This window comes from Kribbella sp. NBC_00709 (assembly GCF_036226565.1).
Taxonomy (GTDB): domain Bacteria; phylum Actinomycetota; class Actinomycetes; order Propionibacteriales; family Kribbellaceae; genus Kribbella.
This window is the reverse complement of sequence record NZ_CP108996.1, coordinates 1,601,502-1,626,066: the sequence shown is the minus strand read 5'-3', so window position 1 is coordinate 1,626,066 and position 24,565 is coordinate 1,601,502. Positions and strand designations below refer to the sequence as shown.

Below are 24,565 nucleotides of genomic sequence, written 5' to 3'. Positions count from 1 at the left end.
AGACCTGGGGTCTGGCAGGACTTCGGCCGGTCCGTGAGTTACCACTTGGTGGAAATGGGGTTCCACTAGGCGAGAGGTTAGGACGCCGTCGGACGATGCGCAATACCGGAGTGCATTCGTATTCATAAGCGTGAACGGCCCGGCCGCCGGATGCTCGGGTGAGCTGGGGCCCGGGACGGGGTAACGTCCCGCCAATGACGAGTAGCTCCGGCGCGCGGTCGTCGTACCTGATGCGGGCCGGGCTGGTGCGCAACGTGCGGTCCGGGGAGCACCTGACGACGTTCGTGGTGTCCGGGGTGGCGACGGTGCTGGTGACCCGGCTCATCCTGAGCCTGAGCGGCTACCCGCAGATCGGCGGCAAGGGTCTGCACATCGCCCACGTGCTGCCCGGCGGCCTGCTGATGCTGATCGCGATCTCGCTGCTGCTCGGGTACGTCGGACCCGTGGTCCGGCCGGCCGCGGCGACGGTCGGCGGGATCGGGTTCGGGCTGTTCATCGACGAGGTGGGCAAGTTCGTCACCTCGGACAACAACTACTTCTACAAGCCGACAGCGGCGATCGTGTACGTCGTCTTCGTCCTGATCGTGCTGGGGTTCCGGTTCCTCACCACGCGGCGGCCGATCGACCCGCGGGAGGAGCTGGCCAACGTCATCGACCACGCCGTCGAGGGTGTCGCCGGCGGCCTGTCCCGGCGGCGCCGTGCGGAGGCGTCGGAGCTGCTGCGCACTGTGCCCCAGCAGGTGCAGGGCCGGCGCGAGACACGGGAGCTACTGGCGGCCTGTCCGGCCGACGAGGTCGAGCTGGCTGCTCCGGTCGACGCGGCCTGGCAGGCACTGCAGCGTGGGTTCGAGCGACTTGCTACCCACCCGAAGGCTCCGCGGGTGGCGGTTGCCGTGCTGGCTCTGCAGGTAGTAGGTGCGCTGGTCATCGCGATCGTCGTCGGTGATGGGCTGAATCACCTTCCTGTGCTGGGGGTTACTGCAGGGAGCTTGCTATCGGCAACGTTCACGGTGCGGGGTGCTCTGACGCTGCGGAAAGGCAACCGGGCCAGGGCGGTCCGGCTGTTCGAGCTGGCGGTTCTGGTGTCGTTGCTGATGACACAGGTCTTCCAGTTCGCTGCCACGCAGTTTGCGGCTGCCGGTGGGATGCTGCTGGACCTGGTGATGCTCGGTCTGCTGCGAGCGGAGCGGGACCGGATGCGGCGCGAGGTCGAGAGCGCGACGAGGGCTAGGACGCTGCAACTGCCACCCGATCCGGATCAGCCGCCGTTTCCGCCGGACCCGTCGGATCCGGTGTAGCTTTCCACTTCTCGTGCCGGCCGATCAGCACCGGCGACATGGTCGCGATCAGGTAGATCGCGCCCCCGGCGAGCAGCGCGGGCGCCAGGCCGATCGCTGCGATGCCCACGCCGGCGACCACGCCACCGAGCGGTACGCCGGTCCAGCAGGCCGCGTTCGACAGCGAGTTGACTCGGCCGAGCAGGTGGCTGGGGATCCGTTCGACGCGGATCGCGCCGAGCACCGGGTTGATGAAGCCGGCTCCGATACCGGCTACGGCGTACACCGCCATCAGGACCCAGACCGGGGAGTCGGTCGCCATCGCGACGAAGCGCGGGGCGCCGGCGATCAGGAAGGCCAGCGTGAAAATCAGCTTGCGCGGGATCCGGTCGCCGATGGCCGACGCCAGCAAGGCGAACGCGGTGGCGGTCACACCGAACGCGGTGAGGATCAGACTGGTGTGGCCCGGGCCGTAGCCGTGAGTCTTGATCCAGACCGGTAGCAGCACTGTGCTGGTCGCAGCATCGAGCAGATTGGTCACCGCGATCATGCTGACCAGCGGGAGCAGAAGCTTGTCGGTGCGGAGGAAGTGCCAGCCCTCCAGCAGCCTTTGCCCGTAGCCCTGCTCGACCTCGTCCGTGGACTCCTGCCTTGTGTACTTGGGGATCCAGCGGGCGATGAGTAGGGCGCACACGCCGAACGATGCCGCGTCGATCCACAGTGCGTTGACTGCGCCGACCAGGGTGATGAGTCCGCCGGCCAGTGCGTACGCGAAGAAGCCGGCCAGGCGTTCCGTCGTACTCTCCAGGCCTGTCACTCGCTCCAGCGGCACTCTGGCCGCCCGGGCGATGTCCGGGATGAGCGTCTCCTTGGCGGAATCACCTGGTCCGCGGCAGGCGCCGGCGATCGCAACCAGCACGAGAAGCGCTGGAAAGTGCAGCAGGCCGAGCATGTGCAGCAGCGGCACCAGGCCGACAATCGCCGTACTCGCGGTGTCTGCGACGACGCTGATCCGGCGTGCTCCGACCTTGTCGATCATCGGTCCGCCGACAGCCTTCACCAGCACCAGTGGAGCCATCTCGGCCATCGCCACCAGACCGGTCTTGACCGGCGAGCCGGTGGTGATCAGCACGAACCACGGGATCGCGATCGCGCTGACGCGGGTCCCGCAGATCGATACCACGTTCGCCACCAGGAACGCGATCAGCGGCGCCCGGTTTCCTTTGTCGCCCATCTGCCTCACTCCTCGTCCCGCTGCCGCGTCTCGCGCGGGAAGGCCTGGATCTGGACCGTGACCTGCTCGGCGCCCTCCGGCAGCGGGGCGGTCAGGTCGGCTGTCTTGTACTTGTCCAGCACCGCCATGACCTCGTGCATCATCGCGTCGAGCTGGTCGGCTCGCAGGTGGAAGAAGTAGTCCGCGAGCAGGCTGGCGTCGCGCCAGTCCTCCGGCATGGTCTGCATCGCGTCGATGTAGCCGAAGATGTTCTCGGCGTACGTCTGCCCGATGCCGTGCAGGAAGCCCAGTGCGAGCTCGGGCTCCTGCTCGAGCAGTTCGGCCTTGTTGAACTCGGTGCCTTGGTGGGCCGCCTTCCACCAGCGGTCGCGCGCGTTGCCGCGGCTGTCGTCCTCCAGCACCAGCCCGGCGTCGGCAAGCTGCCGCAGGTGGTAGCTGGTCGCTCCGGTGTTCACGGAGAGCCGGGCCGCCAGGCTGGTGGCGGTCTGCGGGCCGTAGACCCGCAGCAGGCCGAGGATGCGGGTCCGCATCGGGTGGGCCAGTGCTCGCACCAGGTGCCGGTCCAGCCGGACTGTCCGGGGCGGCTCCGGGGGCTCGTTCTCGTCGCTCATGGCGTCGAGCATAGGACTGCAAAGACTCTTTGCAAAGAGATTTTGCAAAGAAGTTGTGCGATTGGCCGCGAGTGATCGCCAGGCGGAGTGCTTGGTTTGTCCACAGGTTGCGGATCGGTGCGTCCGGGCGGGCGGGATCGCGGCATCTTCTCTGTCGACCACGCAGCCAGCCGTGAATGGAGAGAACCAGCAATGATGCGCGTGATGCTCGAGGACGCCGACTACTGCGACGTCCCCGCCGACCTGATGACGTTCGACGACGGGGCGGTGGTGTTCTGGCGCGAGGGCGAGGAGGTCGGCCGGCACCGCCAGGCCCGGATCCGCTCGCTCGAGCTGCTCAACGTGCGCTCGATGACCCGCCGGATCGAGCGCGCCCGCAAGAACCACCCGAACGCCTTCCGCCAGTGGACCCCCGAAGACGAGCAGACCCTGATCGAGATGTTCAACAAAGGCGCCACCAAGGACGAACTGGTCGACACCCTCGGCCGCCAGGAAGGCGGCATAGCCACCCGCCTCCGCTCCCTAGGCCTCCTGGACGACGACCAAAAACTCGAATGAGTCGACGAAGTCGCCCCGCCTGTCGGTCTCTCAGGCTTCATCAGTGCGTCGGCGCAGCACGTCCGCTCCGTCGGTCCGCAGGAGCCTGACGGCTGTCGACCACGGGGTGTCCGGGGAGGAAATGTACGGGGAGTTCGGGGGTGCGACGGTGGGTTTCCGAGACCCTTTTGAGATCGGGGGTGGGGGTCGGAGACAATGGCGCGATGCAACCAGTGGTGCGGGCGGACGAGCCGGCGCGGTCGGCGGAGGTCGGCGCGCTGGAGGTGGTCCGTGCTGCCTTGCTGGACCGGAGTGGTCTGGTGCGGGCGCTGGCCTCCGGGCGGCGGCGCGGTCTCGAGGCGCCGACGTACCTGAGGGTCGAGGTGCGGTATGTCGATCTGAAGAGGCAGCGGCACCTGCAGATCACCGAGTTCGACGAGCGGCAGGCCCACACGCGGAACGTCGCCGAGGCCGACGCGGCGAAGGCGGTCGACGAGCTCCTCGGCGAGCCGTACGGGTCGTGGCACGTGGAGACGACGAGCGAGACCTTGCGGCTGCGCTACACCAAGAAGGGCAAGGAGCTGCTGCACCGGCAGGACGACAGCCGGGAGCAGGAGACCGGCCACGACCGGGTGAAGCAGCGGGTGCTCGATCCGGGCGCGCCGTTCCTGATCGAGCTCGGCATCAGCGACCACCAGGGTCGGGTGAAGCCGTCGCGGCAGGCGAAGTACAAGCAGATCGACGAGTTCTGCAAGCTGCTTGCGCCTGCGCTCGACGAGGCGATCGGGGCGGGGCGGATCGCGGGAGGCCGGCCGCTGCAGGTGGTGGACCTCGGCTGCGGGAACGCGTACCTCACGCTGGCGGCGTACCACCTGCTGTCCGCGGCCGGGCACGACGTCCGGATGACCGGTATCGACCACAACCCGGCGGCCCGGAAGCGGAACGCCCGGGTGGTCGAGGCGCTCGGCTGGCAGGACCACCTGCGGTTCGTCGACGCGACGATCGAAGCGGCCGAGCTCGACGTACGGCCGGACGTCGTACTGGCGCTGCACGCGTGCGACACGGCGACCGACGACGCGCTCGCGCGGGCGGTCGGCTGGGAGGCTCCGCTGGTGCTCGCGGCCCCATGTTGTCATCACGACATCCAAAAGCAGCTCAAGAGCGTCACACCACCGGTGCCTTATGCGTTGATGACGCGATATGGCATCGTTCGTGAGCGGTTTGCCGACGTCCTGACGGATTCACTGCGGGCGGCGGTGCTGCGACAGGTCGGTTACCGGGTGGAGGTCGTGCAGTTCGTGGACAGTCAGCACACGCCGCGCAATCTGCTGCTCCGCGCTGCGCGGACCGGCGCCAAGCCGACCGCCGACCTGCAGGCCGAGTACCAGGCCCTGGTCACCGAGTGGCAGGTCAACCCGCGGCTCGCCCAGCTCCTCCTCCCACCCGAGACGCCTGCTTCTTCCGAGACGCCGCCCGGCGGGCGGAACCCCGGTGCTGGGGTGGTCTCGTGAGGCGACTCCGGAGTGCGTTCGCGCTGCTCGGCGCGACGCTCTGCACGCTGACGGGTGTGGCGCTTCCCACAACGGCGTCGGCGACGGTGGCTGCGGATCCGACCCCGGCGGCTCCGAAGAAGCTGTTCTCGATCCGCGACGACCGGATCAAGGAGTCCTCCGGGCTGGCGAAGAGCGTGAAGCACTCCGGCACGTACTACACGGTGAACGACTCCGGCGACACCGGCCGGGTGTTCGCGATCGACGCGACCACCGGCAAGGTGCAAGCGGTCCTGCGGTTCGGCGCGAAGGTGACCGACGTCGAGGCGCTCGGGGTGGACCGGGACGGCACGATCTACATCGCGGACATCGGCGACAACAAGGCCGACCGGGAGCAGATCGAGATCTACACGATCCAGGAGCCGGAGACGCTCGAGGACGCCGACCTCAAGTACCACCAGTTCGACTTCAAGTATCCGGATGGCGCCCACGACGCCGAGACGCTGCTGATCGAGCCGGGGACCAGCCAGCTGTACATCGTGACGAAGGAGCTCAAGGGCACCGGCTCGATCTACGCCGCCCCGCCGGCCCCGTCCCGCCAAGGCACGAACGAGCTCTCCAAGCTCGCTCCGGCGCCGTCCGGGATCATCACCGACGGGACGTTCATGCCGGACGGTCAACGTGTGATCCTGCGGACCTACACCGACGTCGCAACGGTCGCCTGGGGTGACACTCCGACCGCGATCGCTCGCGGCGCCGCGGTCCTGGGCCAAGGCGAGACCGTCGCGGTGGGCCCCACCGACAACACCGTTCTCGTCGGCAGCGAAGGCGCCAACTCGGCCGTCTATCAACTGACGGCTCCTGCCAAGGCTGTTGTGTCCACTCCGCCGTCCGCCAGCACGACACCCAAGCCGGCGACGACGTCCGACTCCAGCAGCTCCGACTCCGGGAAGAGTCACAACCTGCGCTGGATCATCATCGGCGCCAGCCTGTTCGCGCTCATCATCACGATCGTCACGTTCCCGCCGGGCCGCCGCGAGCGCCAGGACCGCCAGGCCGAGAACGACCGCCTCACCGGCCAATCCCAACCCACCGGCCACCGCCGCCCCCACGCCTGACCCCGCGGGCGCCCAATCCGGCGAGGAATCCGGAAGCGGTACGTCCGGAACCGGGCCTAGCATCGGGCCATGGATCACGAGTTCAGCGGCGAGATCATCGAGTGGCGCGGCCCGGCGCCGTACTACTTCGTCCCCGTCCCGGAACAGGATGCTGCCGCGCTGAAGGCAGCTGCCTCGGCCGCGGGGTACAACAGCTGGGGGATGTTGCCGATCCGCGCCCGCCTCGGCAGCACCGAGTGGAAGACGTCGCTGTGGTCGAAGGACGGCGGCTACGTGGTTCCGCTGAAAGATGCGGTGCGCAAGCCCGCGGGACTGGATGAGGGCGACGAGGTAGAGCTTCGGCTGACGTTCGACGCGCCGACCCGCAAGCAGACGCCGCGGAATCAGGCTGCGGCCAAGCGGGTTCCCGTTCCCCGTACGGCGGGTTCGCGGGAGCCGGTCACCGCCGAGCAGTTGACTATCCTGCCGGCCAACGAGGCGGCGTGGGAGGACCTGCAGGCGGTCTTTGCGGCCGGTGATCCGGCGCGGTGCTGGTGTCAGCGGTACCGGATGCTGCCCAAGGAGTCGTGGGGTTCTGAGGGTCCTGAGGAGCTGGCCGCCCGGCTCCGCGACCAGACGGCCTGCGGGCAGCGCAAGACCGGCCAGAAGGCGGCGGGGACCACGGCGCAGGTCACGAGTGGGCTCGTTGCGTACCTCGATGGCGAGCCGGTCGGCTGGTGCGCCGTCGCGCCGCGGGCGGACCATCCGAGGCTGCTCCGCGACTTCCGTGTGCCCTGGCTGGGCCGCAACGAGGACCGGACCGACGCCACCGTCTGGGCCGTGACCTGCTTCGTCACCCGCGCCGGCTACCGGCGCCGGGGAATCGGCCGCGCTCTCGCTGGCGCCACCGTAGATTTCGCGCGCGAACGCGGGGCCCGCGCGATCGAGGGCTACCCGGACTTCGTCGACGGCGGGTCCGTCGGCACCCTCGCCATGTTCGCCGACGCCGGCTTCGCCGAGGTGAGCCGACCGGGCAACCGCCGCGCCGTCTTCCGCATCGACTTCTGAGCGTCCACCGCGAACGAAACAGCCGCCGGACCCCGGTCGGGTACGGCGGCTGTTCGGGTGATCGGGTTACTTGAGGTTCTCGACCACGTAGTCGATGGCCTGGGTGAGCTTCTCGACGTCATCGGGGTCGACCGCCGGGAACATGGCGACCCGCAGCTGGTTGCGACCGAGCTTGCGGTACGGCTCGGTGTCGACGATGCCGTTGGCGCGCAGCACTTTCGCGACCGCGGCGGCGTCGATCGCGTCGTCGAGGTCGATGGTGCCGACAACGAGCGAGCGGGCGTCGGCGTCGGCGACGTACGGCGTGGCGTACTCCGACTTCTCGGCCCACGTGTACAGCCGGTTGCTGGAGTCCGTCGTACGCGCGACGCTCCAGTCCAGACCGCCCTGGTTGTTGATCCAGTCGGTCTGCTCCGCCATCAGGAACAGCGTGGCCAGCGACGGCGTGTTGTACGTCTGGTTCTTGCTGGAGTTGTCGACCGCGGTCGCCAGGTCCAGGAACGCCGGGATCCAGCGGCCGGTCGCGGCGATCTCCTCGACCCGGGCGAGCGCCGCCGGGCTCATCAGGGCGATCCATAGGCCGCCGTCGGACGCGAAGCCCTTCTGCGGGGCGAAGTAGTACACGTCGGCCTCGTTGATGTCGACCGGCAGACCGGCCGCACCCGAGGTGGCGTCGATCGCGACCAGCGCACCCTCGTCGGCGCCTTCGACGCGCTTGACCGGCGCCATCACACCGGTGGAGGTCTCGTTGTGCGGCCACGCGTACAGGTCGACGCCGGCCTCGGCCACCGCGACCGGACGGGTGCCGGGGTCGGACTTCACGATCGTCGGGTCGCCGAGGTGCGGGGCGAGCTGAGCGGCCTTCGCGAACTTCGAGGAGAACTCACCGAAGCTCAGGTGCTGGCTCTTCTCCCGGATCAGCCCGAACGTCGCGATGTCCCAGAAAGCCGTGGACCCACCGTTGCCGAGCACGACCTGGTAGCCCTCGGGCAGCTGGAAGAGCTCGGCCACGCCGTCCTGGACACGCTTCACCAGGTTCTTCACCGGGGCCTGGCGGTGGGAGGTACCGAGCAGCTTCGCGCCCTCGGTCGCCAGCGCGGCGATCGCTTCCGGACGGACCTTCGACGGCCCCGAACCGAAGCGGCCGTCAGCAGGCTTGAGCTCAGCAGGAATCTGAATGTCGCTGGTCACCAGCGTGTTCCCTTCGTCGTCTGCATTTCAGAAAGCCGACGACGCTGTCAGCGCACACCATCCTCGCACACCCGTCCCAACCCCCACCCCAGGGTCCCACCACCCGGCCCGCGCCCCCTATCCGCACTGGGTGGGTTCCCCCACCGAAGTGGGGGTTCCCCCACCGTGTTCCCGGGCGGGAACCCACCACGCGGTAGGTGAACCCACCATGTGCGCACGAGGCAGGGTGGGGTCCCACCACCCGGCCCGCGCCCCTATCCGCACTGGGTGGGTTCCCCCACCGAAGTGGGGGTTCCCCCACCGTGTTCCCGGGCGGGAACCCACCACGCGGTAGGTGAACCCACCATGTGCGCACGAGGCAGGGTGGGGTCCCACCACCCGGCCCGCGCCCCTATCCGCACTGGGTGGGTTCCCCCACCGAAGTGGGGGTTCCCCCACCGTGTTCCCGGGCGGGAACCCACCACGCGGTAGGTGAACCCACCATGTGCGCACGAGGCAGGGTGGGGTCCCACCACCCGGCCCGCGCCCCTATCCGCACTGGGTGGGTTCCCCCACCGAAGTGGGGGTTCCCCCACCGTGTTCCCGGGCGGGAACCCACCACGCGGTAGGTGAACCCACCATGTGCGCACGGGGTGGGGTGGGGGCCGCACGAGGCGGGGTGGGGGCGCGCGGGGTGGGGTGGGGGCGCACGAGGTGGGGTGGGGGCGCACGAGGTGGGGTGGGGGCGCACGAGGCGGGGTGGGGGCGCGCGGGTTGGGGGTGGGGTGGGGCTCGGGTGGGGTGGGGGCGCGGACTACTCGTGTTTGCGGGTGATGGTTTGGGTGCCGGTCAGGACTGCGACCGGGCCGTCCGGCGTCTCGGTCCACTCGCCGCAGGCGCCGCCGCCTTCGGCGACCTCGAGCGTGAGTTCGGTGCCGTCCATCCGGAGGGCCGGGTGGTAGTACCGCGCCACCCGCTCCGCCTCGCCCTCGATGTAGTGGCCGATCAGCGCCCGCCGGAAGCGGTCCGTGGTGACGTTCGGGTTGCTGCCGTGGACCAGTGCGCCATGGAAGAACAGCACGTCACCCGGCTCCATCTCCACAGGTACGGCGGACCCGGTCGACGGCAGCGGCACCGTGACGTCGGTGAAGCTGACCGTGGTGTCGGCCTTCTCCGTGCACAGGATCGGCCAGCGGTGCGAACCGGGCACGACCTCGAGGCATCCGTTCGCCTCGTCGACCCGGTCCAGCGCCATCCACGCCGCGACGCATGTCCCCGGATCGGCCTTCAGATAGAAGTTGTCCTGGTGCAGCGCCTGCCCGCGGGAACCCGGCGGCTTGAAGTAGACCATCGTCTGCACGGCGTACGGCGACCTGCCGAGCAGCGTCGTCATCACCTGGTCGATGCGCGGGTCGATCATCCACTGCAGCGACGCGTCGTCCCAGCGGTGCATCTGCGCCATCCGCGGGTACCGCTTCAACGGGTCCCGGTCGGCCGAGTCGTGCCCCGCGAAGTCGTGCGACCGCGGTCCACGCTGCCGGACCTTCATGTAGTGGTCCCGCAGCCGGTCGACCTCGTCCGCGGCGAACAGCCCGCGGACCAACGTGCACCCGGTCCGCTCGAACTCTTCCCGGAGTACGACGTCGATGTTGGATGAAACGCTCATGCACAACTCCCGCGTTCGTGCCTTACGCTGCCTGTCGGAACCAATTCTCCTGCCCCGCACCGGGACCGGACCATGGAGGATTTGCGCGAGGAGTTGAACTTTTGTTGCATCGACTGGAGCTCGAGCGGATGTCCGCGCCGACCTTCTGGCGGTGTGAGCCGAGCTGGTCCTGGACCTCGCCCGTGCTCAAGGACCACCTGCTCTGGTGCGTGATGGACGGTCGCGGCGAGCTGGAGCTCGACGGTGAGCGGCAGGAGCTGCACCCAGGAGTCTGCGCCGTCTTCCAGCCCGGAGATGCTCCGCGCGCCACCCACGACCCGCACCGCCGGCTCCTGGTCTTCGGCATGCACTTCCAGACCAGCGGTGCGGCACCGGATCCACGCTGGGGCGAGGTGATGGACCGCGAGTTGCTCGGCGTCCTGGCCCGGACGAGCGACGCGTCGTACAGGAGGCAGGACGCGCTCGGCCGGCGCCAGGCGGAACTGTGCCTCGAGCAACTGATCGCACTGATCTGGGATGCGGTCCACACCCCTGGCCGGCGGGTGACCGACGCCGCGGTCGACGAGATCGCCCGGCAACTCCGTCAGGACCCCGGCCGCGACTGGACGGTGGCGGAGATGGCCTCCAGAGCTTCCCTGAGCCGAGCCCAGTTCACCCGTCGCTTCGTTGCACAGTTCGGGATGTCACCGGCGCAGTACCTCATCCAGGCCCGGATCGACCGCGCGCACCAACTGCTCACCGAGAGCGGCATGACTGTCACCGAGACAGCCGCCGCCCTCGGCTACACCGACGTTCCGTACTTCAGCCGCCAGTACAAGCAACGCACCGGCCGCACACCGAGCCAGGACCGCTGACTACGCCCAGTCCGGGTTCCAGCCCTCGATGGCGTCGGCGGGGCGGGACGCAGGCCCGGAGTAGATCGCCGATGGCCGGATCAGCCGTCCGGTCCGCTTCTGCTCCAGTACGTGCGCACTCCAGCCGGCCGTCCGCGCACACGTGAACATCGACGTGAACATCGGAGGCGGCACCTCCGCGAAGTCGAGGACGATCGCCGCCCAGAACTCCACGTTGGTCTCCAGCACCCGGTCCGGCCGCCGCTCGCGCAGCTCGGCCAGCGCGGCCTGCTCCAGCGCCTCTGCCACCTCGTACCGCGGTGCGGCCAGCTCACGCGCCGTACGACGGAGGACGCGCGCCCGCGGGTCCTCTGCTCGGTACACCCGGTGGCCGAAGCCCATCAGCCGCTCGCCTGCGTCCAGCAAGCCCTTCACGTACGAGCGAGCGTCGCCGGACCGCTCCACGCCCTCGATCATCGTCAGCACCCGCGCCGGCGCGCCACCGTGCAGCGGACCGGACATGGCGCCGACCGCACCGGACAGGGCCGCGGCGACATCCGCACCGGTCGACGCGATCACCCGCGCGGTGAACGTCGACGCGTTCATGCCGTGCTCGGCCGCGGACGTCCAGTACGCGTCAACTGCCTGTACGTGCTTGGGATCCGGCTCGCCGCGCCACCGGATCATGAACCGCTCGGTGATCGTGTTCGCCTTGTCCACCTCGCGTTGCGGCACCATCGGGTGGCCGACGCCGCGGGCCGCCTGCGCGACGTACGACAGCGCCATCACGGCCGCCCGGGACAGGTCCTCACGCGCCTGCACGTCGTCGATGTCGTAGAGCGGCCGCAGACCCCAGGCGGGTGCGAGCATCGCGAGCGCGGACTGTACGTCGACCCGGACGTCGCCGGTGTGCACGGGCAGCGGGAACGGCTCGGCCGGCGGCAGGCCCGGGGTGAAGGAGCCGTCGACCAGCAGGCCCCAGACGTTCTCGAACGGCACTCGGCCGACCAGGTCCTCGATGTCCACGCCGCGGTAGCGGAGCGCCGAACCTTCCTTGTCCGGCTCGGCGATCTGCGTGTCGAATGCGACCACGCCTTCCAGCCCGTGCTGCACCTCGGTCCTCGGATCAGACATGCGACTCCCTCGTCCTCGTCTCGGCGCGCAGGCCCACCAGGAGAGCCGCGCGCCCTGGGCGCTCAGGCAGCATAGTTCTCAGAACTGATGACATGACAGCTTTGTGACCGGTTCGAGGACATTGCGGGATGGTGGACCGGTCAGAGGTCTAGTGTCGACGGCATGGCCAAGCCCCTCCCCGCCCTTGGGCTCGTGATCGGCGTCATCGCGTCGTACGCCGCCATGGTCGCCGCGTCGTATGCGACCACCCGGCTGTTGATCCGCGTCCAGGTCTACAACAGCGACCTGGGCCGCGTGCTGCCCTGGCTCCTGCTGATCATCGCCGTCGCGGTCGTGCTCGGTGTGCTGATGATGGTGCCGGTCATCGGTTCCGGTGTGACGACCGGTGCTGGTCTGCTGCTGACAGTGGTCGGCGTGGCCGTGCTGGTGCTGCCGATCAAGGAGGCGCTCGACCTGGTCAGGCTGTTCCAGTTCCCGGGCTCGAAGTACGGCGGTTCTTACCTGCTGTTCGACGGATCGGTCATCCTGTTCGGCATACCGCTGCTCCTGATCGGCATTCGGCGCTGGGCCGTCGACGCCAAGCTTGCCAAGCTGATGGCGGGTCCGGGGCAACTGCAAGACGGCTACCAGCCCGGCTACCCGCAGCAACAGCCGCAGCAGTGGGGTGGCTACCCGGGCCAGCAGCAACAACCCCCACCCCCGCAGTACCCGGGTCAGCAGCCGCCGCAATAACTTTCGCCGCAGAGCCGGCATCAGGCTCTGCATGGAAGTGCTGGTCGCCTACACCTTCGCGCACGACAGCGCCGCACGCGCTGCGGCCGGTCGCGCCCGCGTGCAGGCGTACTACGGGGCCGAACACCACGGGTACGACGGCGCAGCGGTCGGACTCCACCAATGGGGCCGCCGGGAAGAGCACGACGCCGGTGACGTCCGCCTTGCCGGAGTGCGCGCGATCCTGGCGCAGGATCGACTGGAGCTCTTCACCGATGCGATCGGGGTCTGCCGGCTGTTCGAGCTGCAGTTGCCGGACGGGTGCGTTTGGACCAATCGACCGGTCGCGGCGTTGTTGTTCGCAGGCGTGCCGGCCGTCGCGTCCTCCCGCGGATGGACCTTCGCCGCGGGCTGTGGGTGGTTCATGGACGACAGCACGCCGTACGACGGTGTGCTGGCAGTGCCCGCAGCGACACACATTGTTGCCGACGGCCACCGTCAGCAACGGACGACCAATCCCTACACGCTGGAAGTGAGGGCCGCTGTCCCGCAGGATGTCGTTGCCGAGCCTTACGTCAAACCGGAGCCGGTGGAGCTGATCAAGCGGGCGCTCAGCTGGCACCGGTACGCGGAGGGTCTGCAGCCGGCCAGCAGTCTCTTCGATAGGCCGCTGGGCAGCGAACCGGTCGGTGAGGTTGCCCACGGCTACTTCTATCCACGCGACGTAGCTGAGCTGGACGCACTCCCGCTGCCCGCCAAGCTGCGTGCCTTCAGCAACCACCTGCAGATCCGGCTGATCCCCGACGCGGGCCCGACGCAGGCAGCCCGGGTCGCGGTGACCGAGCAGATCGACCGGGTGCTGCAGGAAGCCGTCGACCTCGGCATCGAGGACGCGACGATGCTCGACTACTTCTACGTCGTCGAGCCGCTCCGTCGAGGGGCTGCGCCCTTTACCCCCGTCCGGAGGAACCTCGCGTCGGCCGCCGACCGTGACCTGATCGAGCCGCTCCTCGCCGACGTCGAGGGTTTCGGAGACCTCAGCACGCTCTGGGCCGCCTCGGTAGCCGGTGCAAGCTCGGCTACCGGCGAGGCAACGCTCCGGCAGGCCCTCTGGCGAGCCACCTTCGATCAGCATCTCGCCGAGGTCAACAAGTAGGCTCGACGCGTGGATCTTGCGGAGATGCGGCGTACGTACGGGCTGGGGGAGTTGCTCGAGGAGCAGATGGCCCCTGACCCCATCCAGCAGTTCGAAACCTGGCTGCAGCACGCCCGGGACGCCGGCCTGGCGGAGCCCAACGCCATGGTGCTGGCCACGGCCGACGGTGACGGCCGACCGTCGGCGCGGACGGTCCTGCTGAAGCGGGTCGACCAGCGCGGGCTGGTGTTCTACACCAACCAGCAGTCCCGCAAAGCCGACGACCTGGCCAGCAACCCGCATTGCGCGCTGGTGTTCCCGTGGCACGCAATGGAGCGCCAGATCCGCGTCGAGGGCACGGTGACCAAGCTCCCGACCGACGAGGTCGACGAGTACTTCGCCGGCCGGCCGCGCGAGTCACAGCTCGGCGCCTGGGCGTCCCAGCAGAGCCGGCCGGTCCATTCCCGCGAGGAGCTCGACCTGCAGTACGCGTCCTACGAGCGCCAGTGGCCGGAGGGCACCGAGATCTCCACGCCGTACTTCTGGGGCGGATACCTGGTCGCCCCAGAAGCGTTCGAGTTCTGGCAGGGCCGCGTCGGCCGGCTGCACGACCGCCTGGCTTATCGCCGCGCCAGCTCCGGCGACGGTTCCTGGGAGCTGTCCCGGCTCCAGCCCTGATCGGTCTCCCGGAAGCCGTTGCGTTCCCACCACCGCACGAGCGGCGCGGGCGCCCACCAGTTGGCACGACCGAGCAGCCGCATCGTCGCCGGCACCAGCAGTGCCCGGACGATCGTCGCGTCCAGCGCGATGGCGATCACCAGCCCGACGCCGATCATCTTCACGAACACGATGCCCGACGTGGAGAACGCCGCCACCACGATGATCAGCAGCAAGGCCGCGCTGGTGATGATCCCGCCGGTGCGCTGCAGTCCGTGGGCGACCGCCTCGGTGTTGTCGCCGGTCCGGTCGTACTCCTCCCGGATCCGGCTGAGCAGGAACACCTCGTAGTCCATCGACAGTCCGAACAGGACGGCGAACAGCAACACCGGATTCGTCGCGTCCAGGAACCCGGCCGGCGTGAAGCCGAGGAACCCGGACAGGTGCCCGTCCTGGAAGATCCACACCATCGCCCCGAACGCCGCCGACAACGACAGCACGTTCATCAGCAAGGCCTTCGCCGGCAGCACGAACGAGCCGAAGGCGATGAACAGCAGCACGAACGTCACCACCACGATGAATCCGCCCATGTACGGCGCCCGCTCCTTCAGCACATGCAGCAGATCGATCACCGCGGCCGTCTCACCACCGATCTGGACCTGCGTACCCGTCGGCGCCGGCACCGCGCGCACCCCATGTACGACGTCCCGCGCCGCCAACTCCTGCCCGGTGAAGTGAGTGTGCACGACAACGGACGCGATACCGTTGGCATAACCACCGATCCGCACGTTGTCCACGTCTCGCACCTGCTGCAGTCGCGAGATGTACGGCGCCAACGCCGCCGCCGGATCGCTCGGAGCGGAGTCGAACCGCACCGCCGCGTAGATGTCCGACCCGCCCGCTCCTGGGAAGTCGCGTTGCAGCGTCTCGGTCACCGTCCGCGAGGTGGCGCCCGGCGGCAACGATCGATGATCGACCCCGCCCAGTTGCGCTGACAGGAACGGGATCCCCAGCACCAGCAGCACCGGAACGAGCACCAGCACGTACCGCACCGGCCGCCGCATCACACTATGCGCCAGGCGATACCACGCGCCGTGTTCTCCAGAAGTCTTGCGGGGCTTGAAGATCCGCAGGCTGTTCACCCGGTGCCCGAGCACGGCGAGCAGTGCGGGCAGCGCGGTCAGTGCCGCGATCATCGCGACCGCGACGGCGGCAGCACCGCCGTACGCCATCGACTTCAGGAACATCACCGGGAACAGCACCAGGCTGCTGATCGCCACCCCGACCGTCACGCCGGAGAACGCGACCGTCCGCCCGGCCGTCGCCATCGTCGCGGTCAGCGCCGTCTCGACATCGTTGCCGCGAGCAAGCTCTTCGCGGAAGCGGGTGACGATGAACAGCGCGTAGTCGATCGCCAGCCCGAGCCCGATCATCGTGACGATGTTGATCGAGAAGATCGACACGTCGGTGACCGCCGACAACCCACGCAGCAGTACGAACGCGCCGAGGATCGCGAGCGCGCCGACGAACAACGGCAGGGAGGCCGCGACCAGACCGCCGAAGACGACCACCAGCAGCACCAGCACGATCGGCGTCGAGATCGACTCGGCCTTCACGATGTCGTGCTCGGTCTGCGTGTTCACCTCGTCGAAGACCGCGATCTCGCCGCCGACCTTCGTCTCCAGCCCGGGAGGCGCGGTCCGGACGTGCGACGCGATCCGGTGGAACGTCTCCAGCCGGGCCTCCTGATCGGCGCCGGCCAGCGTGAGTACGGCGTACGTGCTGTGCTGATCCTTGGACACGAAGACCGGGGACTTGGTGCTCCAGTACGTCGAAACGCCGGTCACGTCGGCGGTCGGCAACCCGGCGAGATGGTTCTCGACGGACTGCTTGAACGCCGGGTCGGCGACGGTCCCGGACGGGCTGCGGTACAGCACGACGACGTCGGTGCCGGTGCGGCCGACGTTCTGCTCGATGGTCGCGACGGCGTTCGCGGCCTCGGTGTCCGGCGCGTCGAAGCCGCCGTTCGCGAGGGAGCCGAACACGCCGGTGCCCCAGGCCAGTCCGAGGACGACGAAGACCCCGGTCAGGGCGAGCACCAGACGGCGGCGCCGGTACGTGAAGTGGCCGAGCGTCTCGAACACGAAACTCTCCCCAGCGAGTAGATTGAGCGGCAGGAGCTTGAGTGAACAGCGTTAACTGTTAACGGTGTTCACTCTAAGGTCTTGCCCTACCGCGATGTCAAGGAGAGTTCTGAAGTGGAGAGCCGGGACCGGCGGCGAGCGGCGACGCTGGCCGAGATCAAGGCGGCGGCCCGGCGGCTGCTGGTCAGCGGCGGTTCGGCCGCGGTCGGCCTGCGGGCGGTCGCCCGCGAGCTCGGCCTGACCCCGCCCGCGCTGTACCGGTACTTCCCGAGCCACGAGGCGCTGATCGGCGCGATGATCGCCGACCTGTACGACGAGCTGACGACCGCGCTGATGCAGTTGCAGACGACCGAAGAGGCGCCGGATCTCGGGGAGCGGCTCTACCTGCTGGCCAACGGCCTGCGGAACTGGGGACTGGCACATCCGGCCGAGTTCGCGCTGCTCTTCGGTACGGCCGTCCCGATGACGGATGCGGACAGTCACGACGAGACGCCCGGCCATCAGGCGGCGATGCGGTTCGGTGCCGTCTTCAAGGAACTGGTCGCGCAGATCTGGCACTGGAAGCCGTTCCCGTACCCGCCCGACGAGCTGCTCGGGAAAGAGCTGATCGCTCAGCTGACGGAGGAGTCCGAGCACTTCCAGGGCATGCCGCCCGGCGCGATCTATCTGTCGCTGACCTACTGGACCAGGCTCTACGGCCTGATCTGCATGGAGGTCTTCGGCCAGCTGCACTGGGTGCTGCCGGACGCCGGCGCGTACTTCGAGGCCCAGCTGCGCGAGATCGGCGAAGCGCTCGGCCTGGACTGCCCACCGCCGGAAGAATAGAAAAAGCCCGCGGGCGCTTCCAGAGACACGACCGGGTGGCCGAACTCAGGGTCAGGCGGACTACCTGACTGCCCGCGGGCCCGGTGGCTGGCGTTGGTTTCGGCCTACCACTTGCCCACTAACTGTGGTTGGCGGTTAGCCCGCCGCCACCTCACGAGTCCGATAGCAATTCATGCGTTGGACCACCTCCCTTCGCGTGTACTCAGAACTTACTGTCAGCCGGTCAACGGTTCAACCGTTTTTCGCCCAGGGATGAACGAGAATCGGAGTCATGATCAGACTCGGGCTGCCGGTGATCGTGCTGTTGATCGGAACCGCCTGGTTCGGGTGGGCGTCGTACCGCCGGGCCGTCCAGGCAGAGCAGGCGCTGGCCGAGGTCAACGCCGAGCACCGGGCGCTGATGCGTGAGGTCAGGTCGCTCGAGCGGGCGGTCGCGGCTGCCGAGCAGGGCCTGCGTACGCTCAGCTCGCATCCGTCGGTACCGCGCGACGTCGCGGTCACCGCCGACCTGACCCTCGCCGACGTTCGGCGTCTGGTGGAACGCAACAAGGAGATCGACGACTGATGGCAAAACTGGGGAACGCAGCCGCCGCGATCAAGCCCAAGGGCGGTGGCAGCGTGAAGGTGAAGGTGATCGGCGGGCTGATCGTCGCCGTGATCGCCCTGATCATCCTGTTCAACATCTTCAACTTCGCGAACACCGACGCGAACCGGATCGGCCTGCACTACGGCGGCGGCGTGATCGAGGACAAGAAGTTCAAGTCGATCGTCCCGCCGGGCTCGACGAACAAGCTGATCGGCCCCGGCGACACGCTCTACACGTACCCGATCGACCAGCGCTCGTACATCATCGGCGGCGACGGCGCGGACACCGACGCGGCCGACGAGGTCACCGTGGTCAGCAAGGACAACGTCCGGCTCGGCGTCCGGGTCCAGGTGTACTTCACGCTGAACCGGAACCAGGACGTGATCAAGTCCTTCCACGAGCGCATCGGCCTGAAGACCGAGGCCTACGAGGAGAGCGGCTGGAACGACATGCTGCAGAGCTACTTCCGGCCGCAGATCGACCGCGCGCTGTCCGCGGTGGCGACGAACTACAACTGGGCCGAGCTCTACAACAACGAGGCGAAGAAGTCCGCGTTCCAGAGCGCGGCGGCCAAGGAGTTCACCCGGCTGCTGCCGGCCGCGGTCGGCGGCGACTACTTCTGCGGGCCGGGCTACAACGGCAGCAACGATTGCGGTGAGCTGTCGTTCACGATCCAGAAGCCGATGCCGCTGGACAAGGGCATCATCGACGGTCTGGAGGCCAAGCAGCGCGCCGAGCTGGCGAAGGCCACCCAGGAGCAGAAGAACCAGCAGGTGAACGTCGAGCTGCAGTCGGTCAAGCAGCAGGTCGCGATGCTCGGTGCGAACGGCTACCTGCTGAAGACCGCGATCGAATCGGGCAAGATCCAGTTCATGGTCATCCCGCAGAACGGCAACGTCAGCATCCCGGTGCCGACCACCACGCCGTCCACCCCGAACGACCAGCCCACCCAGCCGGCCAGGTAGTTCCATGAACGCGTTGCCGACCCACCTCGAGCTTGTGCAGGGCGTCGTCCTGCCCAAGCCGGTCGGCGCGCACCCGGTGCTCGACTTCGTCAACACCCGGTCCGAGTGGACCACCCGAGGCCCCGCCCGGACCGAGTGGCTGACGTCGTACGAGGCCTTCCTGATCTGGAACTCGTACGTCGGCCTGTTGTCGCCGGCGACCGTGTTCCGGCTGATCGAGCAGGCCGGCAGCAGCTCGACCGAGGTGGGACGGCGGCTGCAGGCCACGCTCGACTTCCGCGTCGACCTGTACGACGTCCTGACCGAGCAGGCGACCGGGACCACGTTCGAGGCCGCCGCGCGGCTGATCGAGAAGGCCTACGGCGGTCGCCGGCTCGTCCCGACCGACGACGGGCTGACCTGGGAGCTGCGGGAGGACCTCGCGCTCCCACTCCACAACCTCGCGCTGCTGGCGGGCGACCTGCTCACCGGCCCGTCCCGCGGGCATGTCCGCACCTGCCCGTCCTGCGGCTGGCTGTTCCTCGACCCGCGCGGTCGTCGCCGATGGTGCTCGATGGCCACGTGCGGGAACCGCGCCAAGGTCCGCGCCCACGCCGCGCGGACGCGTTAGGTGGACCGCTGTGCATGCACAACCCGCGATCGGACCGGGTTTGGAGGCTGTTCGGGCGGGTTCTGCCTGCCTGCAGGACCAAGTCAGTTGAAGGCGGATGGGTCGACCGTGATCCAGGTGTGCTTCGCCCGGGCGAGCACCCGGCCGTCGGCGTCGTACAAGGTGCTGGCGGTGAACGTCTTGCGGCCGTCCTCGCCGAGGTAGCGGCCGAGCGCGACGCACTCCTCGCCGACCTGGGGTCGCGCGTCGACGCACGCGGTCAGCTGGCCGAGCACCGAGGGACGGCCTTCGAGATCGATCGTCCAGCCGCCGGGGCAGTCGAGCGCCGCCCACAGGAACAGGTCGTCGACCAGGCCGTCGGTCGCCAGATCAGCGGCCGGCTTCCACGTGCACGCCGTACGCCCGTCACCGATCGGACCGGGCTTCAGTTGCAGACCGCCTTGGTTCGCCGGCCCGCAGACGAAGCAGCTCGGGAACGGGTGGTCCCGCAGCCCGCGGTACGACGCCTCCGCCGCGCGAGCCTCCGCCGGCAGCACCGCGTCGATGGTCGCGTCGGCGAGGAAGTCGCTGTCGACCGGTACTGCGTCCGCGACCAGCTCGTCACCGTCTGTCAGCCGAGCCCCGTCGCCGATGGCCGACAGGTCGAGGTCCTTCTGGAGTGGTGGCGGCATCCGTAGCCGCACCTGCGGAACGAGTGCGCCGTTGAGCCGCGCCGCCAGCGTCGTCCCGACCAAGCCGGCCACGTATCCGCCGTTGCCCGACCGCTCCGGCCCCCGGAAACGTTGGTCGACCCACACAAAAGCCATGGCCCTGGACCCTAGCCCACTAACAGGTTTCACCCGATCGTGCACGGGCCGTGGTGGAGGTGTGAGTGCGCAGAACCGTGGGAAGGAAAGGGTTTCAGAGAAATCTGAGGATTTCTCGGAGACAACCGAGCTGAGCCCTCCAGTTCAAACGACCGTTTGAACTATGCTGACTGCAGGCTACTGCGCGTGAGCAGGTGGGGTGCCTGCGCGAGCGGTAGCCGGGGGGAAGGAGAACTCTGTGGAAACACCGGTCGAAACGACCAGGGAAAGACTGCTCAACGTCGCCGAGCAACGGTTCGGTGAAGGGGGTTACGAAGGAACCTCGTTGCGGGCCATCACGGTCGCGGCGGCCGCGAACATCGCCGCGGTCAACTACCACTTCGGTTCGAAGGAAGCCCTGCTGCGGGCTGCCGTGGCGCGGGCGATGGCGCCGGTCAACACCGAGCGGCGGCGCCGGCTGGACCAGTTGGAGGCCGGCGGGCCGCCAACGCCGGAGGAGCTGATCCGGGCGTTCATCGAGCCCGGGCTGGAACTCGTGCTGCGGCGCGGCGACCGCGGTGCGGTGGTCGCGCGGTTCATCGGCCGGATCGCGTTCGATCCGAGCAAGCGGATCCGGGAGCTGTACGCGGCCGAGTCGGATCCGATCGAGAGCCGCTACCTGGCCGCCCTGCAGCGGGCATTGCCGCAAGCATCGCCGGACGCCGTCGCGTTCGGGTACGTGAACATGCTCGGTCTCCTCGCCCTGCATCAGTCGCAGGCACTGTCACCGACGCCGGGTGCCGCCGGCTCGGGCGACACACCGGAGCCCGGGAAACTCGCCGAGAACCTGGTCGCGTTTCTGGTCGCGGCCTTCGACCGCGGTCTGCGGCCCTGATCGACAGCCCGGAAACCGTGGCTCCCTGCCCACGGCTCCCGGGTGCGAATGAGCACTGGTCCGAGTGAGTTTTGTCCGTGTTTTGCTCACGGATGTTCGGACCGCCGGGTAACGCTGCATAATGGCGCTCCGTGGACCCCTGTGAAGTCGTGGTTGCCGTCGACCTCGGTGGAACCCGGATGAAGTGCGGCCTGGTCGCCGCCGACGGTGCCGTGCTGCACCGCGAGACCAGGCCGACGCCCCGGGCTGCTTCGGACGAGCGTGGCGGCGGTCGCGTCGTGCTCGAGGCGCTGCTGGAGACCGTGGTCGAGCTCAGCCAAAAGGCGACCGCCGACGGTCATCGGGTGCGCGCCATCGGGGTCGTGGTGCCCGGCGTGATCGACGCCGAGCACGGCACCGTCGGCGCCGAGAACCTGGAGTGGGTCGCGACGCCGGTGCTGGCCGAGCTCAAGGCTGCGATCAGCGACGACGTACCGATCGTGCTGGCCCACGACGTCCGCGCCGGCGGGTACGCCGAGCTGCGCCAGGGCGCCCTGGCCGGTACGACGAACTCGATGTTCCTGCCGCTCGGCACCGGGATCGCGGCGGCGATGATCGTCGACGGCTCCCTGGTCAGCGGCGACGGGTACGCCGGTGAGCTAGGCCACTCGAAGTTCATCTATGGCGACGCCGCCGAGCTCTGTGCCTGCGGTCAATGGGGGTGCCTCGAGACAGTCGCTTCCGCCGCCGCCCTGGCCCGCCGGTACGCCGCTCGCACCGGACGAACGGTGGACGGCGCCCGCGAGGTGATGGAGCTGCTGGCCGCCGGAGACCCTGACGCGGCCCAGGTCTGGCAGGACGCGCTGGCCGCCCTGATCGACGCGCTGGTCCTGTACACGACCCTGGTCGCCCCGACCCGGATCGCGATCGGCGGCGGGCTGGTCGGAGCCGGAGAAACCCTTCTGCAGCCGCTGCGCGAAGGTGTGCACGCGCGCATCACGTTCCAGCGCGAGCCGGAGATCGTCGCCGCGGTGCTGGGTGAAGAGGCGGGCATGCTCGGTGCGGCGCAGATGGCCTGGGACCGGGTGGCAGCCGAAGAGGAGGAGCACAGCGCATGACGACGTACCGCGTCGGTCGGGTGGTCACGCCGGATGACGTCCTGGAGAACGCCTGGATCCAGGTGGTCGACGAGGACATCCACGCGTTCGGTCGCCGGTCCGAGGGGATGCCGGCCGACGGCAAGCGCCCGGAGGACCTCGGCGAGGTGACTGTCGTACCGGGGTTCGTCGACATCCACACGCACGGCGGCGGCGGGTCAACGTACTCGACCACCGATCCGGAGGAGGCGCGCAAGGTCGCGGCCTTCCACGCCAAGCACGGGACGACGACCACGCTGGCCAGCCTGGTGACGGCGCCGCTCGACGTGCTGGTCTCGCAGACGGACTGCCTGAACGACCTGATCGCCGACGGAGTCATCGCCGGCGTGCATCTCGAGGGACCGTTCCTGTCCGCGGCGCGGTGTGGTGCGCACGATCCGTCGCTGCTGCGGCCGCCGCTCAAGGACGACGTGGCGAAGGTGCTGAGCGACGCGGTCAAGATGGTGACGATCGCGCCCGAGCTCGAGAACGGGCTCGAAGCGATCCGCCAGGTGGTCGACGCCGGCGCGGTCGCGGCGCTCGGGCACACGGACGCGACGTACGAGCAGATGGTCGCCGGGGCGGATGCCGGCGCGACCGTGGCGACGCACCTGTTCAACGGGATGCGTCCGTTCCACCACCGCGACCCCGGTCCGGTCGGCGCCGCGCTGAACGACGAACGGCTGCTGCTCGAGGTGATCAACGACGGCATGCACCTGGACCCGCAGGTGGTCCGGGTCGCGCTCGCGGCCGCCGGGGTGAACCGGATCGCGCTGATCACCGACGCGATGGAGGCGACCGGGATGGGCAACGGCCGCTACAAGATCGGCAACCTCGAGGTCGACGTCAAGGACGGCCTGGCGACGCTTGCCCACGGCACGCATTCGATCGCCGGCAGCACGCTGACCATGGACGTTGCCTACCGCAACGCGGTGACGGCCGGGGTCACGCTGGTGGACGCGTCGCGGATGGCGTCGACGACCCCGGCACAGACCTTCGGCTGGTACGACGTCGGCTCGATCGAGAGCGGGAAGCGCGCGGACCTGGTGCTGCTGGACGACGAGTACGCCGTGCAGAAAGTGATGCGGGCCGGGTCGTGGCTGGACTGATCGGAACCGTCACCCTCAACCTCGCGCTGGACGTGACGTACGAGGTCGACGAACTGCAGGTCGGCGGCAGTCATCGCGTCGACCGGATCCGTCGGCGGGCCGGGGGCAAGGGCGTGAACGTCGCCCGGGTCGCGGCGACGCTCGGGCATCAGGTGCTGGTGCTCGGGTTCGTCGGCGGTGTCACGGGTGAGCTGGTGGCGGAGGAGTTGTTCGACGCCGGGCTGACCGCTCTGCTCACACCGATCGCCGGTGAGACCCGCCGTACCGTTGCCATTGTGAACGGAGCGGACGGCGACGCGACGATCTTCAACGAGGCCGGTCCGACCGTGACTACGGACGAGTGGCGGGCGTTCCTGGATCGGATGCCCTGGGGCCGGATGGGCGTCCTCGCCTGCTCGGGCAGTCTGCCGCCGGGGTTGCCGGCCGACGCGTACGCCGAGCTCGCCGTCCGTGGCCGGCATCACGACGTGCTGTCGGTGATCGACGCCGGTGGTGACGCGTTGACCGCCGCAGCGAAGGTTGGTGCTGTAGTGCGGGCCAACGCGTCGGAGCTGCGTGCGGCCGTCGGCGACGTGGAAGTCGAGGAAGGTGCGTCGGAGCTGGTCGCGCAGGGTGCGACCGCGGCGGTGATCACCGACGGCCCCCGCGGGATGGTTGCCGCTAGCAAGAAAGGCGTCTGGCGGGCGTTGCCGGTCGAGACCGTGAGCGGCAATCCGACGGGCGCCGGCGATGCCTGTACGGCCGTGGTCGCCGCAGCTGTCGCGGAATCGCCGGAGCCCGACTGGTCCGTCGTACTCAAGTCCGCCGTCGCCGCCTCCGCCGCCGCGGTGCTGACCCCCGTTGCCGGGGACATCGATCTGGCCGCGTACCGCCGCTGGCAACCCCAGGTCACCGTTAACTAGAAGGAGTTC

24 protein-coding genes are annotated in these 24,565 nt (G+C 68.9%); 17 read left to right on the top strand and 7 right to left on the bottom strand.

Going from position 1 to position 24,565, the window contains the following annotated elements; translation table 11 throughout:
• Window positions 1-194: 194 nt before the first annotated feature.
• A complete protein-coding gene (locus tag OHA18_RS07920; protein ID WP_329003162.1) occupies window positions 195-1,298 on the top strand; it encodes a hypothetical protein in 1,104 nt (367 codons plus the stop codon).
• On the opposite strand, the gene OHA18_RS07915 is transcribed toward OHA18_RS07920, so the two are convergent.
• Both OHA18_RS07915 and OHA18_RS07910 read right to left on the bottom strand, forming a co-directional pair.
• On the bottom strand, window positions 1,228-2,511 hold the full coding sequence (locus tag OHA18_RS07915; RefSeq protein WP_329003160.1) for an MFS transporter: 1,284 nt from the start codon (window positions 2,509-2,511) through the stop codon (window positions 1,228-1,230). The genes OHA18_RS07920 and OHA18_RS07915 overlap by 71 nt on opposite strands.
• Before the next feature lie 5 nt (window positions 2,512-2,516).
• A complete protein-coding gene (locus OHA18_RS07910) occupies window positions 2,517-3,122 on the bottom strand; it encodes an ArsR/SmtB family transcription factor (RefSeq protein ID WP_329003158.1) in 606 nt (201 codons plus the stop codon).
• Between the two features lie 192 nt (window positions 3,123-3,314).
• On the opposite strand from OHA18_RS07910, the gene OHA18_RS07905 reads away from it, so the two are divergent.
• From OHA18_RS07905 to OHA18_RS07890, 4 genes are all read left to right on the top strand, one after another.
• Complete coding sequence (locus OHA18_RS07905) at window positions 3,315-3,680, top strand: hypothetical protein (RefSeq protein WP_329003157.1); 366 nt, start codon at window positions 3,315-3,317, stop codon at window positions 3,678-3,680.
• A gap of 203 nt (window positions 3,681-3,883) precedes the next feature.
• Window positions 3,884-5,170 (top strand): class I SAM-dependent methyltransferase, encoded by a 1,287-nt coding sequence (locus OHA18_RS07900; protein WP_329003156.1) that lies wholly within the window; start codon window positions 3,884-3,886, stop codon window positions 5,168-5,170.
• Complete coding sequence (locus OHA18_RS07895; protein WP_329003155.1) at window positions 5,167-6,267, top strand: hypothetical protein; 1,101 nt, start codon at window positions 5,167-5,169, stop codon at window positions 6,265-6,267. Before OHA18_RS07900 ends, OHA18_RS07895 begins: the two co-directional genes overlap by 4 nt.
• 69 nt (window positions 6,268-6,336) lie before the next feature.
• A complete protein-coding gene (locus OHA18_RS07890; protein ID WP_329003154.1) occupies window positions 6,337-7,314 on the top strand; it encodes a GNAT family N-acetyltransferase in 978 nt (325 codons plus the stop codon).
• A gap of 66 nt (window positions 7,315-7,380) precedes the next feature.
• Here OHA18_RS07890 and serC read toward each other — a convergent pair whose 3' ends face one another.
• Together serC and OHA18_RS07880 are read right to left on the bottom strand one after the other, a co-directional pair.
• Window positions 7,381-8,505 carry a phosphoserine transaminase gene (gene serC, locus OHA18_RS07885; RefSeq protein ID WP_442914377.1) on the bottom strand — a complete coding sequence of 375 codons (1,125 nt, stop codon included), beginning with the start codon at window positions 8,503-8,505 and terminating at the stop codon, window positions 7,381-7,383.
• 793 nt (window positions 8,506-9,298) lie between these two features.
• Window positions 9,299-10,150, bottom strand: coding sequence for a phytanoyl-CoA dioxygenase family protein (locus tag OHA18_RS07880; protein WP_329003153.1), 852 nt, complete (start codon window positions 10,148-10,150; stop codon window positions 9,299-9,301).
• A 104-nt stretch (window positions 10,151-10,254) separates the two neighbouring features.
• Here OHA18_RS07880 and OHA18_RS07875 point away from each other — a divergent pair, with 104 nt between their 5' ends.
• Window positions 10,255-11,004: an AraC family transcriptional regulator gene (locus tag OHA18_RS07875; RefSeq protein ID WP_329003152.1), complete on the top strand. Its 750-nt coding sequence runs from the start codon at window positions 10,255-10,257 to the stop codon at window positions 11,002-11,004.
• Here OHA18_RS07875 and OHA18_RS07870 read toward each other — a convergent pair whose 3' ends face one another.
• The gene (locus OHA18_RS07870; RefSeq protein ID WP_329003151.1) at window positions 11,005-12,117 is read right to left on the bottom strand and encodes a citrate synthase 2; all 1,113 of its coding nucleotides are present in this window, start codon (window positions 12,115-12,117) and stop codon (window positions 11,005-11,007) included.
• 162 nt (window positions 12,118-12,279) lie between these two features.
• On the opposite strand from OHA18_RS07870, the gene OHA18_RS07865 reads away from it, so the two are divergent.
• The 3 genes from OHA18_RS07865 to pdxH are packed head-to-tail and all read left to right on the top strand — an operon-like array spanning window position 12,280 to window position 14,641.
• On the top strand, window positions 12,280-12,849 hold the full coding sequence (locus OHA18_RS07865) for a hypothetical protein (protein WP_329003150.1): 570 nt from the start codon (window positions 12,280-12,282) through the stop codon (window positions 12,847-12,849).
• Window positions 12,850-12,880: 31 nt separating this feature from the next.
• Window positions 12,881-13,984 (top strand): hypothetical protein, encoded by a 1,104-nt coding sequence (locus OHA18_RS07860; protein WP_329003149.1) that lies wholly within the window; start codon window positions 12,881-12,883, stop codon window positions 13,982-13,984.
• Between the two features lie 9 nt (window positions 13,985-13,993).
• Window positions 13,994-14,641 (top strand): pyridoxamine 5'-phosphate oxidase, encoded by a 648-nt coding sequence (pdxH, locus tag OHA18_RS07855; RefSeq protein WP_329003148.1) that lies wholly within the window; start codon window positions 13,994-13,996, stop codon window positions 14,639-14,641.
• Here pdxH and OHA18_RS07850 read toward each other — a convergent pair.
• On the bottom strand, window positions 14,584-16,764 hold the full coding sequence (locus tag OHA18_RS07850; protein ID WP_329003146.1) for an MMPL family transporter: 2,181 nt from the start codon (window positions 16,762-16,764) through the stop codon (window positions 14,584-14,586). The genes pdxH and OHA18_RS07850 overlap by 58 nt on opposite strands.
• A gap of 114 nt (window positions 16,765-16,878) precedes the next feature.
• Between OHA18_RS07850 and OHA18_RS07845 the strand changes: the two genes are divergently transcribed.
• From OHA18_RS07845 to OHA18_RS07830, 4 genes are all read left to right on the top strand, one after another.
• Complete coding sequence (locus OHA18_RS07845) at window positions 16,879-17,589, top strand: TetR/AcrR family transcriptional regulator (protein WP_329003145.1); 711 nt, start codon at window positions 16,879-16,881, stop codon at window positions 17,587-17,589.
• A gap of 271 nt (window positions 17,590-17,860) precedes the next feature.
• A complete protein-coding gene (locus OHA18_RS07840; protein ID WP_329003144.1) occupies window positions 17,861-18,154 on the top strand; it encodes a hypothetical protein in 294 nt (97 codons plus the stop codon).
• Entirely contained in the window at window positions 18,154-19,140 is a 987-nt protein-coding gene (locus tag OHA18_RS07835) for an SPFH domain-containing protein (RefSeq protein WP_329003143.1), read from the top strand. Before OHA18_RS07840 ends, OHA18_RS07835 begins: the two co-directional genes overlap by 1 nt.
• Window positions 19,141-19,144: 4 nt before the next feature.
• Window positions 19,145-19,750, top strand: coding sequence for a CGNR zinc finger domain-containing protein (locus tag OHA18_RS07830; protein WP_329003142.1), 606 nt, complete (start codon window positions 19,145-19,147; stop codon window positions 19,748-19,750).
• An 83-nt stretch (window positions 19,751-19,833) separates the two neighbouring features.
• On the opposite strand, the gene OHA18_RS07825 is transcribed toward OHA18_RS07830, so the two are convergent.
• Window positions 19,834-20,556: a hypothetical protein gene (locus OHA18_RS07825; protein WP_329003141.1), complete on the bottom strand. Its 723-nt coding sequence runs from the start codon at window positions 20,554-20,556 to the stop codon at window positions 19,834-19,836.
• A 238-nt stretch (window positions 20,557-20,794) separates the two neighbouring features.
• Here OHA18_RS07825 and OHA18_RS07820 point away from each other — a divergent pair, with 238 nt between their 5' ends.
• The 4 genes from OHA18_RS07820 to OHA18_RS07805 all read left to right on the top strand — a co-directional run bounded on the left by OHA18_RS07820 (window position 20,795) and on the right by OHA18_RS07805 (window position 24,556).
• Window positions 20,795-21,430 (top strand): TetR/AcrR family transcriptional regulator, encoded by a 636-nt coding sequence (locus OHA18_RS07820; RefSeq protein ID WP_329003140.1) that lies wholly within the window; start codon window positions 20,795-20,797, stop codon window positions 21,428-21,430.
• Window positions 21,431-21,561: 131 nt separating this feature from the next.
• Window positions 21,562-22,527, top strand: coding sequence for an ROK family protein (locus tag OHA18_RS07815; RefSeq protein WP_329003138.1), 966 nt, complete (start codon window positions 21,562-21,564; stop codon window positions 22,525-22,527).
• On the top strand, window positions 22,524-23,654 hold the full coding sequence (nagA, locus tag OHA18_RS07810) for an N-acetylglucosamine-6-phosphate deacetylase (protein WP_329003136.1): 1,131 nt from the start codon (window positions 22,524-22,526) through the stop codon (window positions 23,652-23,654). The genes OHA18_RS07815 and nagA overlap by 4 nt, the downstream gene beginning before the upstream one ends.
• A complete protein-coding gene (locus tag OHA18_RS07805) occupies window positions 23,642-24,556 on the top strand; it encodes a 1-phosphofructokinase family hexose kinase (protein ID WP_329003134.1) in 915 nt (304 codons plus the stop codon). The genes nagA and OHA18_RS07805 overlap by 13 nt, the downstream gene beginning before the upstream one ends.
• Window positions 24,557-24,565 lie beyond the last annotated feature (9 nt).